The sequence below is a fragment of the Emticicia sp. TH156 genome (assembly GCF_002855535.1).
Lineage (GTDB): Bacteria > Bacteroidota > Bacteroidia > Cytophagales > Spirosomataceae > Emticicia > Emticicia fluvialis.
The window spans coordinates 48742-67163 of record NZ_PKRS01000014.1 but is presented as its reverse complement, the minus strand read 5'-3'; the positions used below and the strand labels follow the sequence as shown (position 1 = coordinate 67163).

Sequence of the window (18422 nt, the reverse complement as noted above, 5' to 3'; positions counted from 1 at the left end):
ATTTAACTTTGCGAGTGTTATTAAACATAACCGAAGGTATAAAAAAATAATGACTACCTATAGCAATTTACAGGTAGTCATACACAAATATTCAGTAGCCCGATTACGTACTTTCAGGCCATAGGTTTTATTCAAATTTCAGATGCCGCATCGGCGCCCTTGAGCCTGAATCGCCTGATTGCCGAAAGAACAACCCCTGCAATAACCAGCAGGAAGCCAAACCACAACAAGTTGATATGAGGTTTCTCCAGGGCTTTCAAAACAATAAACTCACGCTGCCCCCTGCTTACCGAAAAGCTAAACTGCCCGGTTGCCGGGTCAATTTTGGTTAGTTGCATGCGCAAACCCATTTCGGTATTTACTTCAGGCTTGCTCCATATCTCACGGTTTCGGATAGCAAAAACCGGGCGCATAGTTATAGCAACGTTTCTGTCAAGCACTTTTACAATGGCTCTGGCGGCGGCATCGCCCTGGCTCAGTTTCATGCCGTCTACCTCATTTACACCCTCAACATTTTCAAGAATGGCCACATAGTCATTCACAAAAAAAGTATCGCCCACTGCTACGGTGAACTCCTCAGGTACGCTCCACTCTCTATCTTCGTCTAAAGTTACAAAGCGTACATGCGTGTAGATATCTTTATTCCAGAATTTTTTAATATCCGGAGACGCCACATTACCCATTTTTTCATTAATCTGAAAACGAGGATACAGATTAAACGTTTTGCCGTCTTTGTTTTTATATTCTACCTGATAATACGTATTCTCGGCTTCATATTCAAGTGTGTCTCCACGATGATAGAAAGTCTTGTCACCATCCACAACGTCGGCACGGGCAATGCCTTTAAAATTACTGCCCGGCACAGGTAAGATATACTTCTTCTCAATATAACCCGGCACTTTCCTTACATCAACAAACTGGCCTTTGTAGGTAAACGAGAAATCGCTAAACTCTGTAGGTCTATTCAGCCAAAGCAGAGCATTTTCTTTGTTTTCTTTATCGTTGCCCTGAAAAATCTCGGCACCTGAAAAGTTTAATGAAATAATTTTAGAATAGGCCGACGAAAACAGGATACCTATCAGCATCAGGGCAATACCTATGTGTGCTATGGCGCCACCGGCTACACTAAACTTACCTTTCAGAATATCGGTAAGGATACTCATATTAGCTACCACACTAAAAAGTGCAGCCGTAAGCACGATGATATACTGCCAGTTATTAACCTTGGCAAAAGTAATAATCAGTGCCGACAGCAGCAGCGTAATAATAAGCGGGTTAAGCAGCTTTGACAGGCTCTCTTTTTTTACACGTTTCCACCAGAAAAACTGCGCTATACCTGTAAGAATGGTTATTACCACAAAAAACCACATCTGGAAACGCGTGTAATGCTCTACCTGATTGGTTGGCAGCGCCATATTGAGTTTTACACCAAATGCCTCGCCGATTTTATTATATACAGGAATAGAAGTTGTAACAATTACCTGAAACGCCGACAAGGCGATCATTAACACCCCCATGAAAATCCAGAACTCACGCGAGAACGTAGAAATCTCTTTTTCATCTTTCGGCAGGTGTTTCCAACGGATAGCCGATAAAACTACGGCCGCAATAATAAAAGTAAACAGATATAACAATAATTGGCCAGACAAGCCCAGGTCAGTAAAAGAGTGTACGGATGCATTACCCAACACTCCGCTTCTGGCCAGAAACGTTGAATACAGTATCAAAACATATTGAGCTATAACCAGTATAATGGTGTATTTCAATGCAGAACTGTTGCGGCGGGCCAACATCATGGTATGAAAACTAGCCACTAATATCAGCCAGGGAACATAAACCGCATTTTCTACGGGGTCCCAGTTCCAGTAACCTTCAAAGTTAAGGGTTTCGTAGGCCCATATACCCCCCATCATTATACCAGTGCCAAGTACAACCGTAGCCACGAGTGTCCAGGGTAATGCAGGCTTGGCCCACTCTGTAAATTGCTTGCGCCACAAGCCTGCCATACAAAAAGCAAAAGGTACAAGTGCCAGCGCAAACCCCAGGAAAGTAGTGGGTGGGTGTATAACCATCCAGTAGTTTTGCAGAAGCGGATTCAGACCGCTACCGTCTTTCGGCACAAAATCCGGGTTGGTTTTCCAGATTGGAATATTAGGCATAGACTCCTTCAGTGTAAGAAAAGGAGAACTTCCTACCTTAAACTCACCAAAAATAACTACCCCTAGAATCATTGATGCCAGAAAAGCCTCTACCAGTGTAAAGATAGTCATGGTCGGGGCTTCCAGTCCTTTACTTTTTCTAAGGGTTGTGTTTATAAGCACTACCCCTACCAATACATTCCAGAACATCCACAACAGGAAACTTCCCTCCTGGTCTTGCCAGAAACAAGAAATGGCGTAGTCAACAGGTAGGCTCAGCGAGGCGTTGTCCCAGGCGTAATGATATTCAAAATAATGGTTCAGAATAATACCCAGCAAAGTGGCGCAAACCGTTATTACTGCCACCGTATGCACATAAAATGCCCTGCGGGCAAATTTCAGCCAGTCGTCAATAACAGTTTTAGTACCCTGTGTAGTCTGGCGGCTTGCCTGCCAATATGCATATGTAGAAACTAAGGCAGCAACAAACGCGACAATAATGGACAAATGCCCTATACTTCCTAAATATGATCTTAACATAAAATTGATAAACTAAATTTGAAAATTGATTTCCGGTAGCCGCCGTAAACGGCATTATTACCTGAATCAATCAAACCATGCAAACCACGGAATTCTGCTTAGAATCAATACCAGTGCCAATCCGAAGAAAATCATGGTTTGTTTGAATTTCTTTCCGTTACCCACGGCACGTTTTACACGGGCATTGCCTACTGTTACCAGAATAACCGCAATCAGGTTAATGGTAGGGTGCTCTACCGCATACAGGCGCAGGGTTTTATCTTTCATGGCCGCTTTCATATCAGCAAAAGCCGACTGGGCTATGGGCGACGTAAACAACAAAAGAATACCCAATAAAAACATGGTGTGGGTTGCAATGAGGGCAAATTTATTTACTTTCAGGTGTTTTTCTTCAAATGCTTTCTCTTTACCAACACCAGAAATACCATTAATGGTGGCATAGGCCAGCAAAATGAGTGTCAGATAGGCAAGGTATGAGTGAATCGGTTGGATAATCTGATACATACTAGTTTTTAATTAAGCCGTTTAATAAATTTTTTTGTCAAAATTACGTCATAATCTTTTAATAACATAAATGTTCTGAAGCGAACTTTCGTCAAATAGTCTAATGTTACCATTTTAATGAAATTTATCAAACCCATACTTTTCTTTCTTTTAGTTGTTTTTGTACTCTTTATGGCGGTTTTTCCGCAGGTTTTACGCTGTTCGGTTGTGGCTTATGATGATTTCCAATCACTGCAGCCACGGGTGTATGTTTCAGGAAGCTCTACATTAAAACAGCGCGACGCTCTCTTAAAGTATATCGGCATTGCAAAAAAAAGAGTAACTGATTTCTGGGGTAACCGGCTTGGGCATGCAACCATTATCTTTTGTAATGACCCACAGCAGTATTTGAAGTTTTGCCGCACTGCCGAGGGCGCAGGCTGCACGATAGGCACGCCGGTGGGTTCCTGGATTGTATTGAATAAAGACGGGCTGAATGCCGATGTTATTGCGCATGAGATGTCGCACGATGAACTGATGACCCGCCTGGGCTGGTGGAAAACCAGAACCACCATACCCACCTGGTTTGACGAAGGTGTGGCACTAATGCTAGACAACCGGTTTGTGAGCACCACCGACAGTGTCCTGCGATACAAAGCATACCGGGCAGAACTCGGTTTTTTGTCGCCGGTACCTCTTGCGCTCAACAACCTTAGTACAGAAAAAGAGTTTTTTGGCCAAGGCGCACTGCATACCAAACTGGCTTATCTGACAGCCGCCGGGGCGGTATCAGGCAAGATTGCTTACGGTGGCCGAAAAGCCATCATGCACACCGTAGCAAAAGTAAAACAGCATAACCAGTTTGAATTTTAGCGCTTCAAACCGTCAATTTTAATTTCCGTTTTTTTCTTTTCCGAAAAACTTCCGACCTTTGCCCCTTTGAAACTTATAATTTTAGATTAAATGAACATTTTGATTATTGGCTCTGGTGGTCGCGAGCATGCATTTGCCTGGAAGATTTCTCAATCTAAAAACTGTTCGCAACTATTTGTTGCACCGGGTAATGCAGGTACGGCACAAGTGGCTACCAACTTACCTCTGGCAGTGAGCGATTTTACCGGTATTGCTGCAGCAGTAAAAGAGCATAATATAGAAATGGTAATTGTAGGGCCTGAAGAACCACTGGTTAAAGGCATTGTTGATTTCTTTAAGAAAGACAAAGCCCTCAAAAAAATAAAAATTGTTGGCCCCGATGCCACAGGCGCACAGTTGGAAGGAAGCAAAGATTTCTCTAAAGCCTTTATGCAGAAATATGGCGTACCGGCGGCAGCTTCTAAAACTTTTACTAAAGACACCCTAGCAGAAGGTTTAGCATACCTTGAAACCCAATCGTTACCAATTGTATTAAAGGCCGACGGCCTGGCAGCAGGCAAAGGAGTAATTATTGCCGAGAGCATGAAAGAAGCCAAACAGGCTTTGCATGAAATGCTGGCCGAGGCAAAGTTTGGCGATGCCAGCAGCAAAGTACTGGTAGAACAGTTTCTGAGTGGCATTGAGCTGTCGGTATTTGTGCTTACTGATGGCAAAAACTATAAAATACTACCCGAAGCCAAAGACTATAAACGCATTGGCGAAGGCGACAAGGGCTTGAATACCGGTGGCATGGGTGCGGTTTCTCCGGTACCGTTTGCTGATGAAGCCTTTTTGCAAAAAGTAGAAGAAAAGGTAGTAAAACCTACCTTGATTGGCTTGCAGGCTGAGGGAATCAAATATGTAGGGTTTATTTTCGTTGGATTGATGAACGTCAACGGCGAACCTTATGTAATTGAATATAACGCCCGCATGGGCGACCCAGAGACAGAAGTGGTTTTACCAAGAATAAAAACCGATATGGTAAAACTGATGAAAGCTACTGCCGAAGGTAAACTGGATAAAATAAAACTGACCATTAATCCGAAAGCGGCTATTGCTACCGTGGTTGTGGCCGGAGGATACCCGGAAGACTACCGCAAGGGTGATTTGATGCAGATACCAGAAGCTGAAAAAGACACCATTATTTTTCATGCAGGCACAAAACTGGCAGAAAACAACAGTGTTTTAACCAACGGTGGCCGGGTGATTGTTTCGGTAGGTATGGCACGCACTTTAAATTCTGCCCGTCAGAAATCGCAAAGATTAGCAAAAAACATTATATTTGACAGAAAATACTATAGAAAAGACATAGGCAAAGACCTTTTGGAGTATCTGAAAACAGATAATTAAGGTACTCGGAATCGTTTCAGACGCAAACAACATTTAAGATTAGTGGAATTTTATTCATCATAACTATACACTTATTGTTTATAAAACAGCGTAAACTGACCTCTGCCTATATCAAAACAATGGCTGTAGAAAATGAAATTATAATTTTTTGGTTGAATTTATATAATTAGTTAATTCACTAATTCGCCGCGGCGGTGGCCGCTCAATCACTAATTCACTCATTATACTTCAGCTATTGATTAATCAAATAATTCACTCATTTACAATAAAGAGGATATGGGCTGTGGACAATGTTCATCAGGTGGCTGCGGAGCAGTAAAGGCCTTAGACAGAACCGAAAAATCGAATCATAAAACCGTTGCAGGCTGCTCATCAGGCGGCTGCTCATCGGGTGGATGTAATAAAATGAATGCATACGACTGGCTTTCAAACATGGAAGTACCAACCAGTATGCGCTATAATGTTGTTGAGATAAAATTCAAAGGCGGCCGAAAGGAGTATTTCAGAAATACAAACAACCTTGAGTTATATACCGGCGACTTTGTGATTTGTGAAATGCCTACCGGCTACCACATTGGTAGCGTGTCGTTGCAAGGCGAGTTGGTACGCCTGCAAATGATAAAAAAGGGTATTCAGGACGACGAAAACATCAGAAAAATATTAAGAATTGCTCAGGATAAAGACATAGAAAAGCACCAGCAGGCCATTGCCCGCGACCTGCCCACTATGTACCGCGTACGCGAAATTGCCAAAGACCTGAAACTGGGCATGAAAGTGTCTGACGTTGAGTTTCAGTCAGACAACACCAAGGCGACGTTCTATTATTCTGCCGACGACCGTGTCGATTTCCGCGAGTTAATCAAATTACTGGCTGCCGAATTCAAAATCCGGGTTGAAATGAAGCAAATCAGCCTGCGTCAGGAGGCCGCCCGTGTCGGCGGAATTGGTTCCTGCGGTCGTGAATTGTGCTGTTCAACCTGGCTGACAGACTTCAGGGCTATTCCTACTTCAGCGGCACGTTATCAGAATCTTTCCTTGAATCCGGCCAAACTTAGCGGCCAGTGCGGGCGTTTGAAATGCTGCCTTAACTACGAGTTAGAGACTTATCTGGATGCGTTGAGCGACATACCTACTGTAGAAAAACCACTGAAAACCGAGAAAGGTATCGCCGTTCTTCAAAAGACGGATATCTTCCGGCGTATTATGTGGTTCAGTTATAATAACGATATCAACTGGCACTCGCTTCCTATCCATAAGGTAGTTGAAATCATGAAAATGAATGAACAAGGCCTGGTACCTTCGTCATTGGAAGATTTGAACCTGCTCGATACCACTGTATCTGACAGAAACGCACCGAGGAATTCGGATCTTGACCGTCTGGATAGAAAATATACCGATAAGGGTAAGAAGCCTCATCATTCTTCTTCTAAAGAGCAAAAAAATGAGCTAAGGCCGCAAGGTAATACCCAGAAAACCGGTAATCAACCACCTGCACAAAAACAAGGCAACCAGCCGCAACAACCCAAACAAGGCGGGCAGCCGGGAAACCAGAATAAACCGCAGAATAATCAGGGGAATAAAGGGGCGCAACAGCCAAACCAGAAGGGTAATCAGCCAAACCAGGGTGGTAATCCCAGTAAACAGCAACAGCCCGGCAATCAGGGCGGTAACCAGAACAGGCCACAGAACAACCAGAGCCATCAGGTGGCTAACCAGCCTAAGCAACAAAACCAACCCAATAAGCAGCAGCCGACCACGCCAAACGCCGGTGGCAACCCGAGCAAACAGGGCGGCAACCAGCCAAAACAGCCGAACCAACCCAATAATCAGGGTGCAAACGCAAATAACCCGGCTAAACAGCAGAACAACCAGGGCGGGAACAAAAATCAGCAGAGAAATCAGCCAAAAAACAATTCCCAGCCTAACGGCAATAAAAACAATAATAATCCGAATCAGCCCGGCTGAGAATTACGGAACTGAAAATCAATTGATTGGATGAAAAACCTTTTTTTAGGCTTTATACTATGTATGGCGGTGTTATCCTGTGATAGCAACGCCATCTATAAGTCTTTTACAGATTTTAAGGATATGAAGTGGTATATCAAAGATGTGCCGTCTTTTACCTTTGAGGTATCTGACGAAACCATCACTTATGACATCTATCTTTTAATTAGAAATGCCTCACAGTATCCGTACAATAACCTGTACCTGACCCGCTACATCTACGGGCCGGATAACAAGCTGATAAGCAACCGGCTGGAGCAGGTTATTTTGTTTGACCCTAAAACGGGCAAGCCGCTTGGTAAAGGTTTGGGCGATATTTTCGACAGCAAGATTATTTCCAGCCGGGGTTTCAGATTTCCAAAAAAAGGCAAGTACACCATCAAACTGAAACAATACATGCGCCAGGATCCCCTGCCTTATATTATGTCGGTTGGTGTGAGTATCGAAAAACCGCTGCCACCGAAACCATAACGGCAGGCATGGTGTTATCATTCAAAGCTGATGTTCCACAAATTAGGCTGCTATGAGTTTCTTACCGCTTTTTCCGCTAAATCTGGTAGTCTTTCCCCATGAAGATTTAAACCTGCATATTTTTGAGCCACGTTATAAAGAACTGATTAATGAGTGCCTTGAGAATCAGGTAACGTTCGGAATACCCACATTTATTAACAACAAAGTTGCAGGTTATGGCACCGAAGTGCATATCACACAGCTTTCGAAACGCTATGAAGACGGCCGGATGGACATTAAAACCAAAGGGCTGCGGGTTTTCAGAATTGTTGATTTCCAGAATCCGGTTGAAGGAAAACTCTATTCAGGTGGCGAAGTGGCGTTTGACCAAAATCAGGATTTAAGCGAAGAAGTAAATCCGTTTTTATTGAGCCTCGTAGACCGGCTATACAAACTGCTGAAAATAAATATTGACTACTACAAGCCAGACTACCAGCCGTTCAGCTACCGCATTGCCCATAAGATAGGCCTTTCTGTAAATGAAGAATATCAATTGTTAACGATTCCGACCGAGACCGAAAGGCAGAAAATACTCATCTCTCATCTTGAACGGATTATACCCGTTGTAACAGAAATAGAGCGGGCCAAAGAACGCATTGCCATGAATGGCCATTTCAAAGAACTGGACACCCTTAATTTTTAAGTATTCAAACAATATCAGATATACACATGCTTATTCATAGACCCAGAAGAAACCGTAAAAGTGCTGCTATCAGAGACCTGGTACAGGAGACCACGCTTACTGTCAACGACTTTATATTTCCGATGTTTGTGATGGAAGGCGCAGACATCAGAAGCGAAATTAAATCCATGCCGGGTATCTATCGTTTTTCTTTAGATACATTATTGGAAGAATTGAAAGAAGTAACAGATCTGGGTATTAAATCTATCTGTCTCTTTCCTAATTATCCTGAGGCCAAGAAAGATAAATATGCTACTGAAAGCTATAATCCTGATACGCTTTACCTACGCGCATTGAGCGAGATTAAGACTCAATTCCCTGATTTGGCTTTGATGACCGACATTGCACTAGACCCTTACAGCAGTGACGGCCACGATGGTATTGTTGAAAACGGAAGAATTCTGAATGACGAAACGCTTGATGTGCTGGGCAAAATGGCGTTGGCTCAAGCACGAGCAGGAGCCGATATACTGGGGCCATCAGACATGATGGATGGACGCGTGGGTTATATCCGCGAGTTGCTGGAAGATGAAGGTTTTTCTGATGTTAGCATTATGTCATATTCAGCTAAATATGCCAGTGCCTTTTACGGACCTTTCCGTGATGCGCTGGACTCTGCACCGAAATTTGGAGATAAGAAAACTTACCAGATGAACCCAGCCAATGTACGAGAGGCTTTGATAGAAGGCCAATTGGATATGGAAGAGGGTGCAGACTTCCTGATGGTGAAACCTGCTTTCTCGTATCTGGATGTTATCAAAACCTTGTCAGATAATTTCCCTTTACCGATAGCTGCTTATAACGTTTCAGGCGAATATGCCATGATAAAAGCAGCCTCACAAAACGGCTGGATTGACGGACAGAAAGCCATGTATGAATTACTGCTGAGCATCAAACGTGCAGGGGCCAATATTATATTGAGTTACTTTGCTAAAGAATTTGCGCAGTTGAAAGCATAATAAGCAGTAAGCCCGGTTTTGCCGGGCTTCTTTGTATTATTTTCTTTCTAACTCCACAATATCAAAATCATACTCGTTCTTCTCATCTTTCTGATACGCTACTCTTGAAACTTCCTGCCATTCAGCAGCGCTCAATTCCGGGAAGAACGTATCCCCCTCAATGCTAACCTTCACTTCGGTTAGATAAATTTTATGGGTAATGCTCAATGCTTGTTCATAGATATTCCCACCGCCTACTATAAAAATTTCATTGGCACCTTCCGCTTGTTTTGCCAGTTCAATGGCCTTATCAATAGAGTCCGCTACTAAAACCGAAGCATCATCAGATACTTTATCTGAACGGGTAATTACAATATTGGTGCGGTTGGGCAACGGCTTACCGATTGACTCAAACGTTTTCCGGCCCATAATGATGGCATGGCCGCTTGTGAGGGTCTTGAAATGCTTTAAATCGGTTGAGAGTCGCCACAGCAACTGGTTGTTTTTTCCTATGGCTCTGTTTTCAGCAATGGCTACTATTATCGAAATCATCCGTTCAATTTTTATGCTTGCAATTTAGCGTTTTTAATAGGCTTTTACAGCATTTTTTGGCATATTTGCTGAAATTTTAGTCACTAAAGCCGATTCAGATAACAAGCCTGTGGTCTGAGTTTTTTTATAATTACTGAATGAAAAATATTGACGTTTGCCTCACGCCCGATTTACTACACCTGCATAACATCGACAACTCCATTGTAATTATAGCAGATATCTTTCGTGCTACTTCCTGCATGGTTACTGCATTTGCTTATGGCGTTAAGAGCATTATTCCGGTAGAAACCGTAGAGGAGTGCAAAAACCTGCAGGAGAAAGGCTATATTGCCGCTGCCGAGCGCAATGCCCGGAAAGTAGAAGGCTTTGAGCTTGACAATTCGCCGTTCAGCTACATGAACGAAAAACTGATTGGTGAAAAAATAGCCATGACCACCACCAACGGCACTTACTCTATCACCAAAGCCAAGGCATCGGCAGTAAAAGTGCTGGCCGGGTCTTTTCTTAACCTGAATGCCATAGTTACTTACCTGAAAACGCAGCCGTATGATGTACTGGTACTTTGTGCCGGATGGAAAGGCCGTGTAAACATAGAAGATACCCTATTTGCCGGGGCATTAATTGCCGCACTGGAAGACGAGTATTTTGTACCGGAAGACAGCGCCATTATGTCGCTTCGCTTGTACAATCAGGCCAAAGACGATTTAATCGGATATCTCGCTAATTCATCACATATCCGTCGCCTGCAAAACCTGGGTATTCATAAAGACATTGCCTATTGTCTTCAAAAAGACCTGTACGACGTAGTACCTATCTTAAGAGGCAATGAGCTGGTAAATCTGTAAATCTGATTGATAAGAACAATTAATCGCTCAATCACTAATTCGCTCATTGACACTCCCATGAAACTGAAATTCCATATTTTAAAGCTGCAAATGCGGCATACCTTTACCATCGCACATGGTTCACGCGACGATATTGATGCGTTTATTGTAGAGCTGCAGGATGGTGAATACAGCGGCTATGGCGAAGCCACACCTATACCCTACTATGGTGTAACAGCCGAGGGCATGAGAGATAATCTGGCTGAGTACCAGTCGCTCATTGAAAACTACGATTTGCAGAATCCGGAAGATTTCTGGGCTACCATGTACCCTTACCTGAAAGATAATCCTTTTGCGCATTGTGCCTTAGACATGGCTGCGTGGGATTTGTGGGGTAAAAAACTGGGGCAGCCGCTCTATAAACTCTGGGGATTATCGATAGATAAGGTTCCGTATTCAAACTATACAATCGGTATTGATACCATTGAAAAGATGGTATCAAAAATGCAGGAATTTGATTTCCCGATTTACAAAATCAAGCTGGGTACTGACCACGACCTAGAGATTGTAAAAGAACTCCGCAAGCATACCGATGCCGTTTTCAGGGTAGATGCCAATTGTGCCTGGGGCGTGGAAGAAACCATCAAAAATTCTATTGAATTCAGCAAACTGAATGTAGAGTTTATTGAGCAGCCGATGGCAAAAGGTGAGTATGCACCTATGGAAGAAGTAATGAAGTACTCTGTTTTACCACTGATTGCCGACGAAAGCTGCATTGTGGAAGAAGATGTAAAGAAATGCTTCGGTCGTTTCCACGGCGTAAACGTAAAACTGGCTAAATGCGGTGGTTTAACACCCGCAAGAAGAATGATAGCCGAAGCCCGTGAGTTAGGCATGAAAGTAATGTGCGGCTGCATGACCGAAACCAGCATTGGTATTTCGGCCATCGGGCAGTTGTTGCCGTTACTAGACTACGTAGATATGGATGGCTCTATCCTGATTGCCAACGACCCGGCTACGGGTGTATATCTTGACAAAGGCAAGCCTGTCTTCCCGGATGTGAATGGTACGGGGGCGTTGTTGTAAGACTACGAAAATAAACAAGAAAGGGTGCCATGAACAATCACGACACCCTTTTCTTAATATCTTACTGTATTACTTACTTACCAAAATCTGTTTCCAGTTTATTTAAGTCAGTATCAGAAACCTCGCCAGATGTTACTACCACTCTGTAACGGAAGGTAGTAGATTGTTTCGGTGCCAAAGTCAGATTCAATGTCTCTTTACCGTTTGAGAATACTTTTTGTCCCAATGGATTCACCGAGAAAAGACCGTACCCACGTGAATGCCAGTAAGCAGGGTATCCAGGGTTTTTAGGGTGGTCAATAATGGCTACCGATATTTTCTCGTCGCCAATCTGGCCTCTCAGGTTTACCCACTCCGAGCGTTTTGCCCAGGTCGCTTCTCCTTCAATACCTTCTTTGTTGCGATAGCTTCCTACAATACCCTTGTTGTCTAGCACAGGCACTTTAGTAGCCACACCACTGGCATCAGTAAATACCTCAGGTTTGTTTGATGGGTGTTCCAGTTCTCTGGCTACGCGAATCGCAAATAAGCCGTCTTTCACGTCTTTAAATACTACTTCTTTATCAGCGGCTGTAAGCGTGGTAGCTCTGTCTATAATCCGTTGGTTACCTGTACCCTGAAAAGTATAAGTCGTTTCTTCTGTCAGCATTACTTTGCCTTCTTTGTCTAACCAGTTGGCGGTAACTACCAATGTGCCTTTTTTACCTGATTTTACTGATTTGATACCCGTATGCACAATAGTGCCATAAGTACCCTTGGCGCTGGGCGGTGTGTTAGAGTTATTCCAGAAATCATGGCCGTTTACGTCTTCGTAGTTCAACCAGATACCTACATGGTGTGGGTGGTCTACTCTTTCGCCCGGACGAGGGTCCAGCGGCCAGCCACGGGTAATCAATGTTCCTTTTGACGTATAAACCGGATACAAAACAGCCTTTTTAAGTACATCGGGCCCCGGATAAAAGTAAGAAGTAAAAGGTTTACCGTCTATTAATACATTTACTTTCTTGCCTGTATCGTCTCTTACCAGCTTCACTTCTTTGGTTTGAGCAAAAAGCATGGCCGGACTCAACAGTAATAACAACAATAATTTTTTCATGAGTATATCAGATTGAAATAATGATAGAGCAAATTAAGCACGCATTTGCTAATGTCTCTACCCATATATTAGCTTTTTATTATATTTTTTTGACTTTAAATAAGCTATCTGCTCAATGCGGTAGTTTTTCTCTGACTAAACCGTAAAACCAGGTTCCGGCCAGTGCGCTTAATAAAGTAACAACAAACACCGTTACTCCCGTGCCTATCTGTGCATAAATAGGACCCGGACAAGCCCCTGTTAACGCCCAGCCGAAGCCAAAAAGCAGTCCACCGAATATCTGTCCCTTGCTGAAAGGCTTCGGGTCTAGTTTAATGGTTTCGCCGCTAAGGCTTTTTATATTTAATCTTTTAATAATCTGTACTGATATAGCACCCACCACCACAGCAGTGCCTATTACGCCGTACATGTGAAAAGATTCAAGCCGGAACATCTCCTGAATACGGAACCACGAAATAACCTCGGCCTTAACCAGTACAATGCCAAAGCCCATACCAAACACAAGGTATTTCAGCAAACTGGCAGGGGTAATTTTCCTGGGAGCCTCTTCTGTCAGATTCTGTGTTTCAAAATCTAACTGGTCTATATCTTTAATATCTTTCATGTTGCTCATTTTAAATAAGGTATTACAAACCAGGTAACTATAAAACCACCTGCCATAAAACAGATAGTGGCTATAAGCGAGGGCAATTGCAGATTAGACAAACCCATAATAGAATGCCCCGAAGTACAACCACCTGCATAGCGAGTGCCAAAACCTACCAGAAAGCCCCCTACTACCATAAATATGAATCCGCGAAGGGTAAAGAGATTTTCCCAGCTGAACAAATCGGTGGGTACCAGAGCGCCGTACTCCTGAATACCAATAGATTGCATATAAGCACGGGTGCTGTCGGCTATTTTTATAGGTTCAGGGTTAGTAAGCAGATTCGCCGCTATCCAGCCACCGATAATTACACCGGCTACAAAAACCAGATTCCAGCTTTCTTTCTTCCAGTCATAATTAAAGTAAGGAATTTTAGCGGGCAGAATAGCCGCACAGATATGCCGCATAGACGACGAGATTCCGAAAGCCTTATTGCCGGCTACTAAGAGCAAAGGGACGAAAAGACCTATAATGACACCGGCTACCGACCAATGCCAGGGCTGTTTGAGAAGTTCGAGCATATTACAATAGTTTTATACACAAACCTACAAAATAATCTACTACAATTATAGACTACTTATTGATTAGTTTATGCTAATAAACTACCGGCACGATAATACAATGTGTTTAAAGCTTTAAGTTTTCTCTCTGATACCCAGAAACGGAACCCAGTTCTCCTCTATGGAGCCTGCGAAATCGCGGAGGAACATAATAAATGAGGGCTTGTAGGGTCTTCGGGAGAGAGAGAGGTTTGCTTCTTCAGGGGAAAGGTCGCCTTTTCGGGAGTTGCAACGGCGACAGGCGGTTACCAGGTTATCCCAGTTTGTTTTTCCGCCTTTTGATTTAGGTGTCAGGTGGTCGAGGGTGAGGTCTTCGTGGCTTCCGCAGTACACACATTTGTTACCGTCCCGCCTGAATACATTCTGCCTGCTGAGCATCACACCTTTGAACGGTAAACTTACGTAGCGGTGAAGCCTGATAACTGAGGGGAGCGGATAAGTGCTACTGACGGTCCGGAGGTAGCCCCGCTGGGAGTCTGATACCAGTTCAGCTTTGTTGAGGTACACTAACGAAAAAGCTTTGGGAACGGTACAGATACTTAATGCACTATAGTCGGCATTCAAAACTAAAACTTTCCTGCCCATATAACTATTAAGATTAAAAGTTCAATTCGCAAGGCAATATAGTTTATAAATTTTAAATTTACAATAGCAAGTTTTTAAGGAAATTGTTTTTTCGTTAGTCTGAAAACCTCTATTTTGGAGAATGTTTTCAGAACAGTTGCTAAAGCGGTGTTTTGGTATACCGCCCGAATACAAAAAATTTTTTTTTACACATAAGCCAAAGAATATGCCGGTAGGTAAAGGGAAATTATTAATTGCTGAGCCGTTTTTAGGTGACCCCAATTTTGAACGCAGCGTTGTGCTATTGTGTGAACATAACGCGCAGGGGTCTTTCGGGCTGGTACTGAACCAGACCACTAACCTGAAACTGGACGACGTAATGGAGAATATTTACGGAGACCTGCCTTTGTTTCTGGGTGGCCCCGTTGAACAGAACACTTTGCACTTTATTCATCGCCTTGGTGATGAGATAGAAGGGGCTGTTTCGCTGGGTGGAGGTATCTACTGGTCCGGAGATTTTGAAAGCGTGAAAACACTGATTAACATCGGTAAAATTACAGAAAAAGACATTCGCCTTTTTGTTGGATATTCGGGGTGGTCGGCCGGGCAACTGGATGACGAAATGAAGCGCGATTCTTGGATTGTTACAGAAACCAATGCCCATTTTATTTTTGATACCCCGGCAGACCATTTCTGGCGTTCGGTGCTTAAAAACATGGGTGGCGAATACAAGGTATTATCAAACTACCCAACCGACCCAAGGCTGAATTAATGGCAGATATGCCTGTCTAAATCTGATTCAGTTAAAATCATAGCTAAGAAAATAACTCCGGAAAAACCATCCGGAGTTATCTCAACATTTAACCATCTAAACCTCGGTCAGTTCGGAAGCTTATCTTTCAAGAAACCATACACCCAGGTACCTGCCACCGCACTGGCCAATGTAACAAGTACCACAACAAAGCCACTCCCGATCTGAGCAAAAAGCGGGCCCGGACAGGCGCCCGTCAGCGCCCAACCCAACCCGAAAATCAAACCACCGTAAATCTGGCCTTTCTGGAATTTCTTGGGGTGAAAAATCACCTCTTCACCATTCATGGTTTTAATGTTGTATTTTTTTATCAGATAGACAGATACCATACCTACCAGAATGGCGCTTCCTATTACGCCATACATGTGGAAGCTCTGAAACCTGAACATCTCCTGAATACGAAACCAGGAAATGATTTCGGCCTTCACAAAAACAATACCGAAGCCTATGCCTACCACCAGATATTTCAGGTTTTCCAAAGGGCCTTCGACTCTTTTCATATCGTTAGGGGCTTCACATACAAAGGGTTCCCCGCTTATTTCAATCTGCTCTTTAGTGGTTTTCATTGAAGTACAAAGTGGTTTTAATGCTTAAACAAGTTTTAAAATATGTGGAAGAACAAGGTGCGTCATAAAAATGCCTCCAGCCATAAAACAACAGGTAGCCACCAGACTGGGCCATTGCAGATTAGACAAGCCCATAATGGCATGGCCGGAAGTACAACCGCCAGCATAACGCGTACCAAAACCAACCATAAAACCACCCACCACAAAAAACACAAAACCTTTTAAGGTAAACAACTCTGCTACTGTAAACAAATCGGCGGGCATTAAGCCTCCGAAATCTTTTATGCCGAGCGCTTTCAGGTCTGCTATGGTATTGTCAGACAACACAAAGGCATTCGGATTCTCAAGAAAACGGGTGGCTATCATTCCTCCAAAAAATACCCCCAATACAAAAACCAGATTCCATATTTCGTTTTTCCAGTTGTATTTAAAAAATGGAATATCTGCCGGAAAACAGGCAGCACATATATGCCGCAAAGAAGAAGAGATACCAAAAGATTTGTTGCCAATTAATAGCAGTGTAGGTACTGTAAGACCAATAAGCGGCCCAGCAACATACCAGGGCCAGGGTTGGGTAATTAGTTCAAGGATTTCTCTCATAAGAATTTTTTTCAGAATTGGTAATTTGTAATTAAGTTCAGGTGTGCCATATTCACTTTGTTGAATATAAATTTCATGTTCTGGTAGGTTTCACCCGTGGCGTCTTTCCTCACCAATAACAGGCGGGTGCTAAGGCCACGCAGGTATTGGCCGAACTTATGGGTAACTGAAAGATTCAACTGGGTGTACGATGGCATTCCGTATTTGTTGAGGTTGTAGTTCTTTACATCAGGCAATTGATAATACCCTCCGCTTATTTCCAGATTCAAATCGGGCCGCAACTGCAGGGCTGTGTTAATTGAAATGGCAGATAAATCGCCGAAACCATCATTTCTCTCGCGTGGCATAAAAGTATAGAAGGGTTCTTTGCCCCATTCTCTGGGCATCAGGTATCTGCCTCTGTCTGTAATTCTGGTCAGGTTTACGAACCAGCTGAAACTTTTCGCCTGCCGACCGAACCGACCTGAATACACTTGCGCACCAGCACCGGGCAAGGCATAAGTTTTTGCCGGGTCGGGATTGCCGCCATTGGCCAGCGTATGCTGAAAAACAGCCTGCGCGCCTGCAAACCAGTTAAATCCTGCCTGGGGTACCGACCTCCATTCAACCTGAGCAAAGGAAGTATTCAGTACCTGGTCCAGATAAGTATCCCAAAGTTGTATTTGCCAGTTATTTCTGGTAAAGGTTAAACCCAGTACACCAATGCCGTAGGTTGTGATGTTATTTTTGTAGGCAGAGACCGAGCCGTTAGGGTTTACACCCATCGGATAAACACCCATACTGTTGCCTACTGAAAACCATTTAATAGTTGACCGAGGAGAAATTTTACCGATGTATTCGGCATGAATAGCCAGATTTTGGTTGGGCTTCCAGTCTGTCACCACGGCTTCTATCAGGGTAGGTTGCATTCTGCCATCCTGCACGTTCAAAAAAGGGCTTGACGGGTACTGCCTGCCTGCCGTGATACTCAGTTCCCGGCCTGCTCTGAATCTAAAGTAAAGTTCTTCCAGGCGAGTCTGGTCCTTGCCGGAGTTCGGGTCTTCTAAATTAAAAAGCCCTACTTCATAGCGGTTTACCTGCCTGGTTGTGGGGTCTGGTTTCAGCATGTCTGATGCCCACAGGTTAAACTGCGTAAAACCGCTGATGCCCATACTGAAATGTTTAAAAAAAACGGGCGACTCATAACCGATACCTGCACCGGCTGCCCAGGCGAAATAATCGGTCAGCGCCCCCTGATTAACGGTGGCAGAAAAATAATTCCGCGCTCTGCCAAAAATCCTGCCATTTTTAATCAGCTTGTAAGCTATTATTGAAGTATCCGTTTTAACCACATCCTTCTGCTCCTGCCCTTTTAACAATTGTACTGGTATAAAAAACAGGCACAACAGGTAAACCACACTTATTTGCCTCATGTATCAGTAATTAGTATTACAAAACTACATGGCCTGGTTGGGCTGTACCGTGACAAATGTTACATTCTGACAGGAAAAGTAAATAAAAACAGTACCCCGGCTGCGAGATACTGTTCATTAATTATCTAATATTTATAATTATTGTATT

19 protein-coding genes are annotated in these 18422 nt (G+C 43.4%); 9 read left to right on the top strand and 10 right to left on the bottom strand.

Features of this window, described 5'->3' with window-relative positions; translation table 11 throughout:
* Positions 1-131: 131 nt before the first annotated feature.
* Positions 132-2678, bottom strand: a complete 2547-nt coding sequence (gene ccsA / locus C0V77_RS21315; protein ID WP_101728416.1) for a cytochrome c biogenesis protein CcsA — start codon at positions 2676-2678, stop codon at positions 132-134.
* A 66-nt stretch (positions 2679-2744) separates the two neighbouring features.
* Positions 2745-3182: a hypothetical protein gene (locus tag C0V77_RS21310; protein ID WP_101728415.1), complete on the bottom strand. Its 438-nt coding sequence runs from the start codon at positions 3180-3182 to the stop codon at positions 2745-2747.
* A 117-nt stretch (positions 3183-3299) separates the two neighbouring features.
* On the opposite strand from C0V77_RS21310, the gene C0V77_RS21305 reads away from it, so the two are divergent.
* From C0V77_RS21305 to hemB, 6 genes are all read left to right on the top strand, one after another.
* Complete coding sequence (locus C0V77_RS21305; RefSeq protein ID WP_101728414.1) at positions 3300-4034, top strand: hypothetical protein; 735 nt, start codon at positions 3300-3302, stop codon at positions 4032-4034.
* A gap of 90 nt (positions 4035-4124) precedes the next feature.
* Positions 4125-5423 carry a phosphoribosylamine--glycine ligase gene (gene purD / locus C0V77_RS21300; RefSeq protein ID WP_101728413.1) on the top strand — a complete coding sequence of 433 codons (1299 nt, stop codon included), beginning with the start codon at positions 4125-4127 and terminating at the stop codon, positions 5421-5423.
* 276 nt (positions 5424-5699) lie between these two features.
* Complete coding sequence (gene ricT / locus C0V77_RS21295; protein ID WP_101728412.1) at positions 5700-7388, top strand: regulatory iron-sulfur-containing complex subunit RicT; 1689 nt, start codon at positions 5700-5702, stop codon at positions 7386-7388.
* Between the two features lie 30 nt (positions 7389-7418).
* Complete coding sequence (locus C0V77_RS21290) at positions 7419-7898, top strand: gliding motility lipoprotein GldH (RefSeq protein ID WP_101728411.1); 480 nt, start codon at positions 7419-7421, stop codon at positions 7896-7898.
* A 52-nt stretch (positions 7899-7950) separates the two neighbouring features.
* Positions 7951-8580 carry an LON peptidase substrate-binding domain-containing protein gene (locus tag C0V77_RS21285; RefSeq protein WP_101728410.1) on the top strand — a complete coding sequence of 210 codons (630 nt, stop codon included), beginning with the start codon at positions 7951-7953 and terminating at the stop codon, positions 8578-8580.
* 26 nt (positions 8581-8606) lie between these two features.
* A complete protein-coding gene (hemB, locus tag C0V77_RS21280) occupies positions 8607-9578 on the top strand; it encodes a porphobilinogen synthase (RefSeq protein ID WP_101728409.1) in 972 nt (323 codons plus the stop codon).
* 36 nt (positions 9579-9614) lie between these two features.
* Here the strand turns inward: hemB and C0V77_RS21275 are convergent, their stop codons facing one another.
* The gene (locus C0V77_RS21275; protein ID WP_101728408.1) at positions 9615-10109 is read right to left on the bottom strand and encodes a dihydrofolate reductase; all 495 of its coding nucleotides are present in this window, start codon (positions 10107-10109) and stop codon (positions 9615-9617) included.
* Positions 10110-10246: 137 nt separating this feature from the next.
* Between C0V77_RS21275 and C0V77_RS21270 the strand changes: the two genes are divergently transcribed.
* Together C0V77_RS21270 and C0V77_RS21265 are read left to right on the top strand one after the other, a co-directional pair.
* Positions 10247-10954 carry a 2-phosphosulfolactate phosphatase gene (locus tag C0V77_RS21270; protein WP_101728407.1) on the top strand — a complete coding sequence of 236 codons (708 nt, stop codon included), beginning with the start codon at positions 10247-10249 and terminating at the stop codon, positions 10952-10954.
* Between the two features lie 57 nt (positions 10955-11011).
* Entirely contained in the window at positions 11012-12019 is a 1008-nt protein-coding gene (locus C0V77_RS21265) for a dipeptide epimerase (RefSeq protein WP_101728406.1), read from the top strand.
* A gap of 73 nt (positions 12020-12092) precedes the next feature.
* On the opposite strand, the gene C0V77_RS21260 is transcribed toward C0V77_RS21265, so the two are convergent.
* The 4 genes from C0V77_RS21260 to C0V77_RS21245 form a co-directional block, all read right to left on the bottom strand.
* Entirely contained in the window at positions 12093-13115 is a 1023-nt protein-coding gene (locus tag C0V77_RS21260; protein ID WP_101728405.1) for a PmoA family protein, read from the bottom strand.
* 112 nt (positions 13116-13227) lie between these two features.
* A complete protein-coding gene (locus C0V77_RS21255) occupies positions 13228-13719 on the bottom strand; it encodes a DUF6691 family protein (RefSeq protein WP_409012808.1) in 492 nt (163 codons plus the stop codon).
* Positions 13720-13724: 5 nt separating this feature from the next.
* A complete protein-coding gene (locus C0V77_RS21250) occupies positions 13725-14282 on the bottom strand; it encodes a YeeE/YedE family protein (RefSeq protein WP_101728403.1) in 558 nt (185 codons plus the stop codon).
* A gap of 114 nt (positions 14283-14396) precedes the next feature.
* Positions 14397-14906 carry an HNH endonuclease gene (locus tag C0V77_RS21245; RefSeq protein WP_101728402.1) on the bottom strand — a complete coding sequence of 170 codons (510 nt, stop codon included), beginning with the start codon at positions 14904-14906 and terminating at the stop codon, positions 14397-14399.
* 205 nt (positions 14907-15111) lie between these two features.
* Here C0V77_RS21245 and C0V77_RS21240 point away from each other — a divergent pair, with 205 nt between their 5' ends.
* Positions 15112-15657, top strand: coding sequence for a YqgE/AlgH family protein (locus C0V77_RS21240; protein ID WP_101728441.1), 546 nt, complete (start codon positions 15112-15114; stop codon positions 15655-15657).
* A gap of 107 nt (positions 15658-15764) precedes the next feature.
* On the opposite strand, the gene C0V77_RS21235 is transcribed toward C0V77_RS21240, so the two are convergent.
* From C0V77_RS21235 to C0V77_RS21225, 3 genes are read right to left on the bottom strand one after another with little or no spacing between them, the layout of a single operon-like run.
* Complete coding sequence (locus C0V77_RS21235) at positions 15765-16262, bottom strand: DUF6691 family protein (RefSeq protein ID WP_101728401.1); 498 nt, start codon at positions 16260-16262, stop codon at positions 15765-15767.
* Positions 16263-16286: 24 nt separating this feature from the next.
* Complete coding sequence (locus C0V77_RS21230; protein ID WP_101728400.1) at positions 16287-16862, bottom strand: YeeE/YedE family protein; 576 nt, start codon at positions 16860-16862, stop codon at positions 16287-16289.
* An 11-nt stretch (positions 16863-16873) separates the two neighbouring features.
* Positions 16874-18274, bottom strand: coding sequence for a hypothetical protein (locus tag C0V77_RS21225; protein ID WP_101728399.1), 1401 nt, complete (start codon positions 18272-18274; stop codon positions 16874-16876).
* Between the last annotated feature and the right edge of the window lie 148 nt (positions 18275-18422).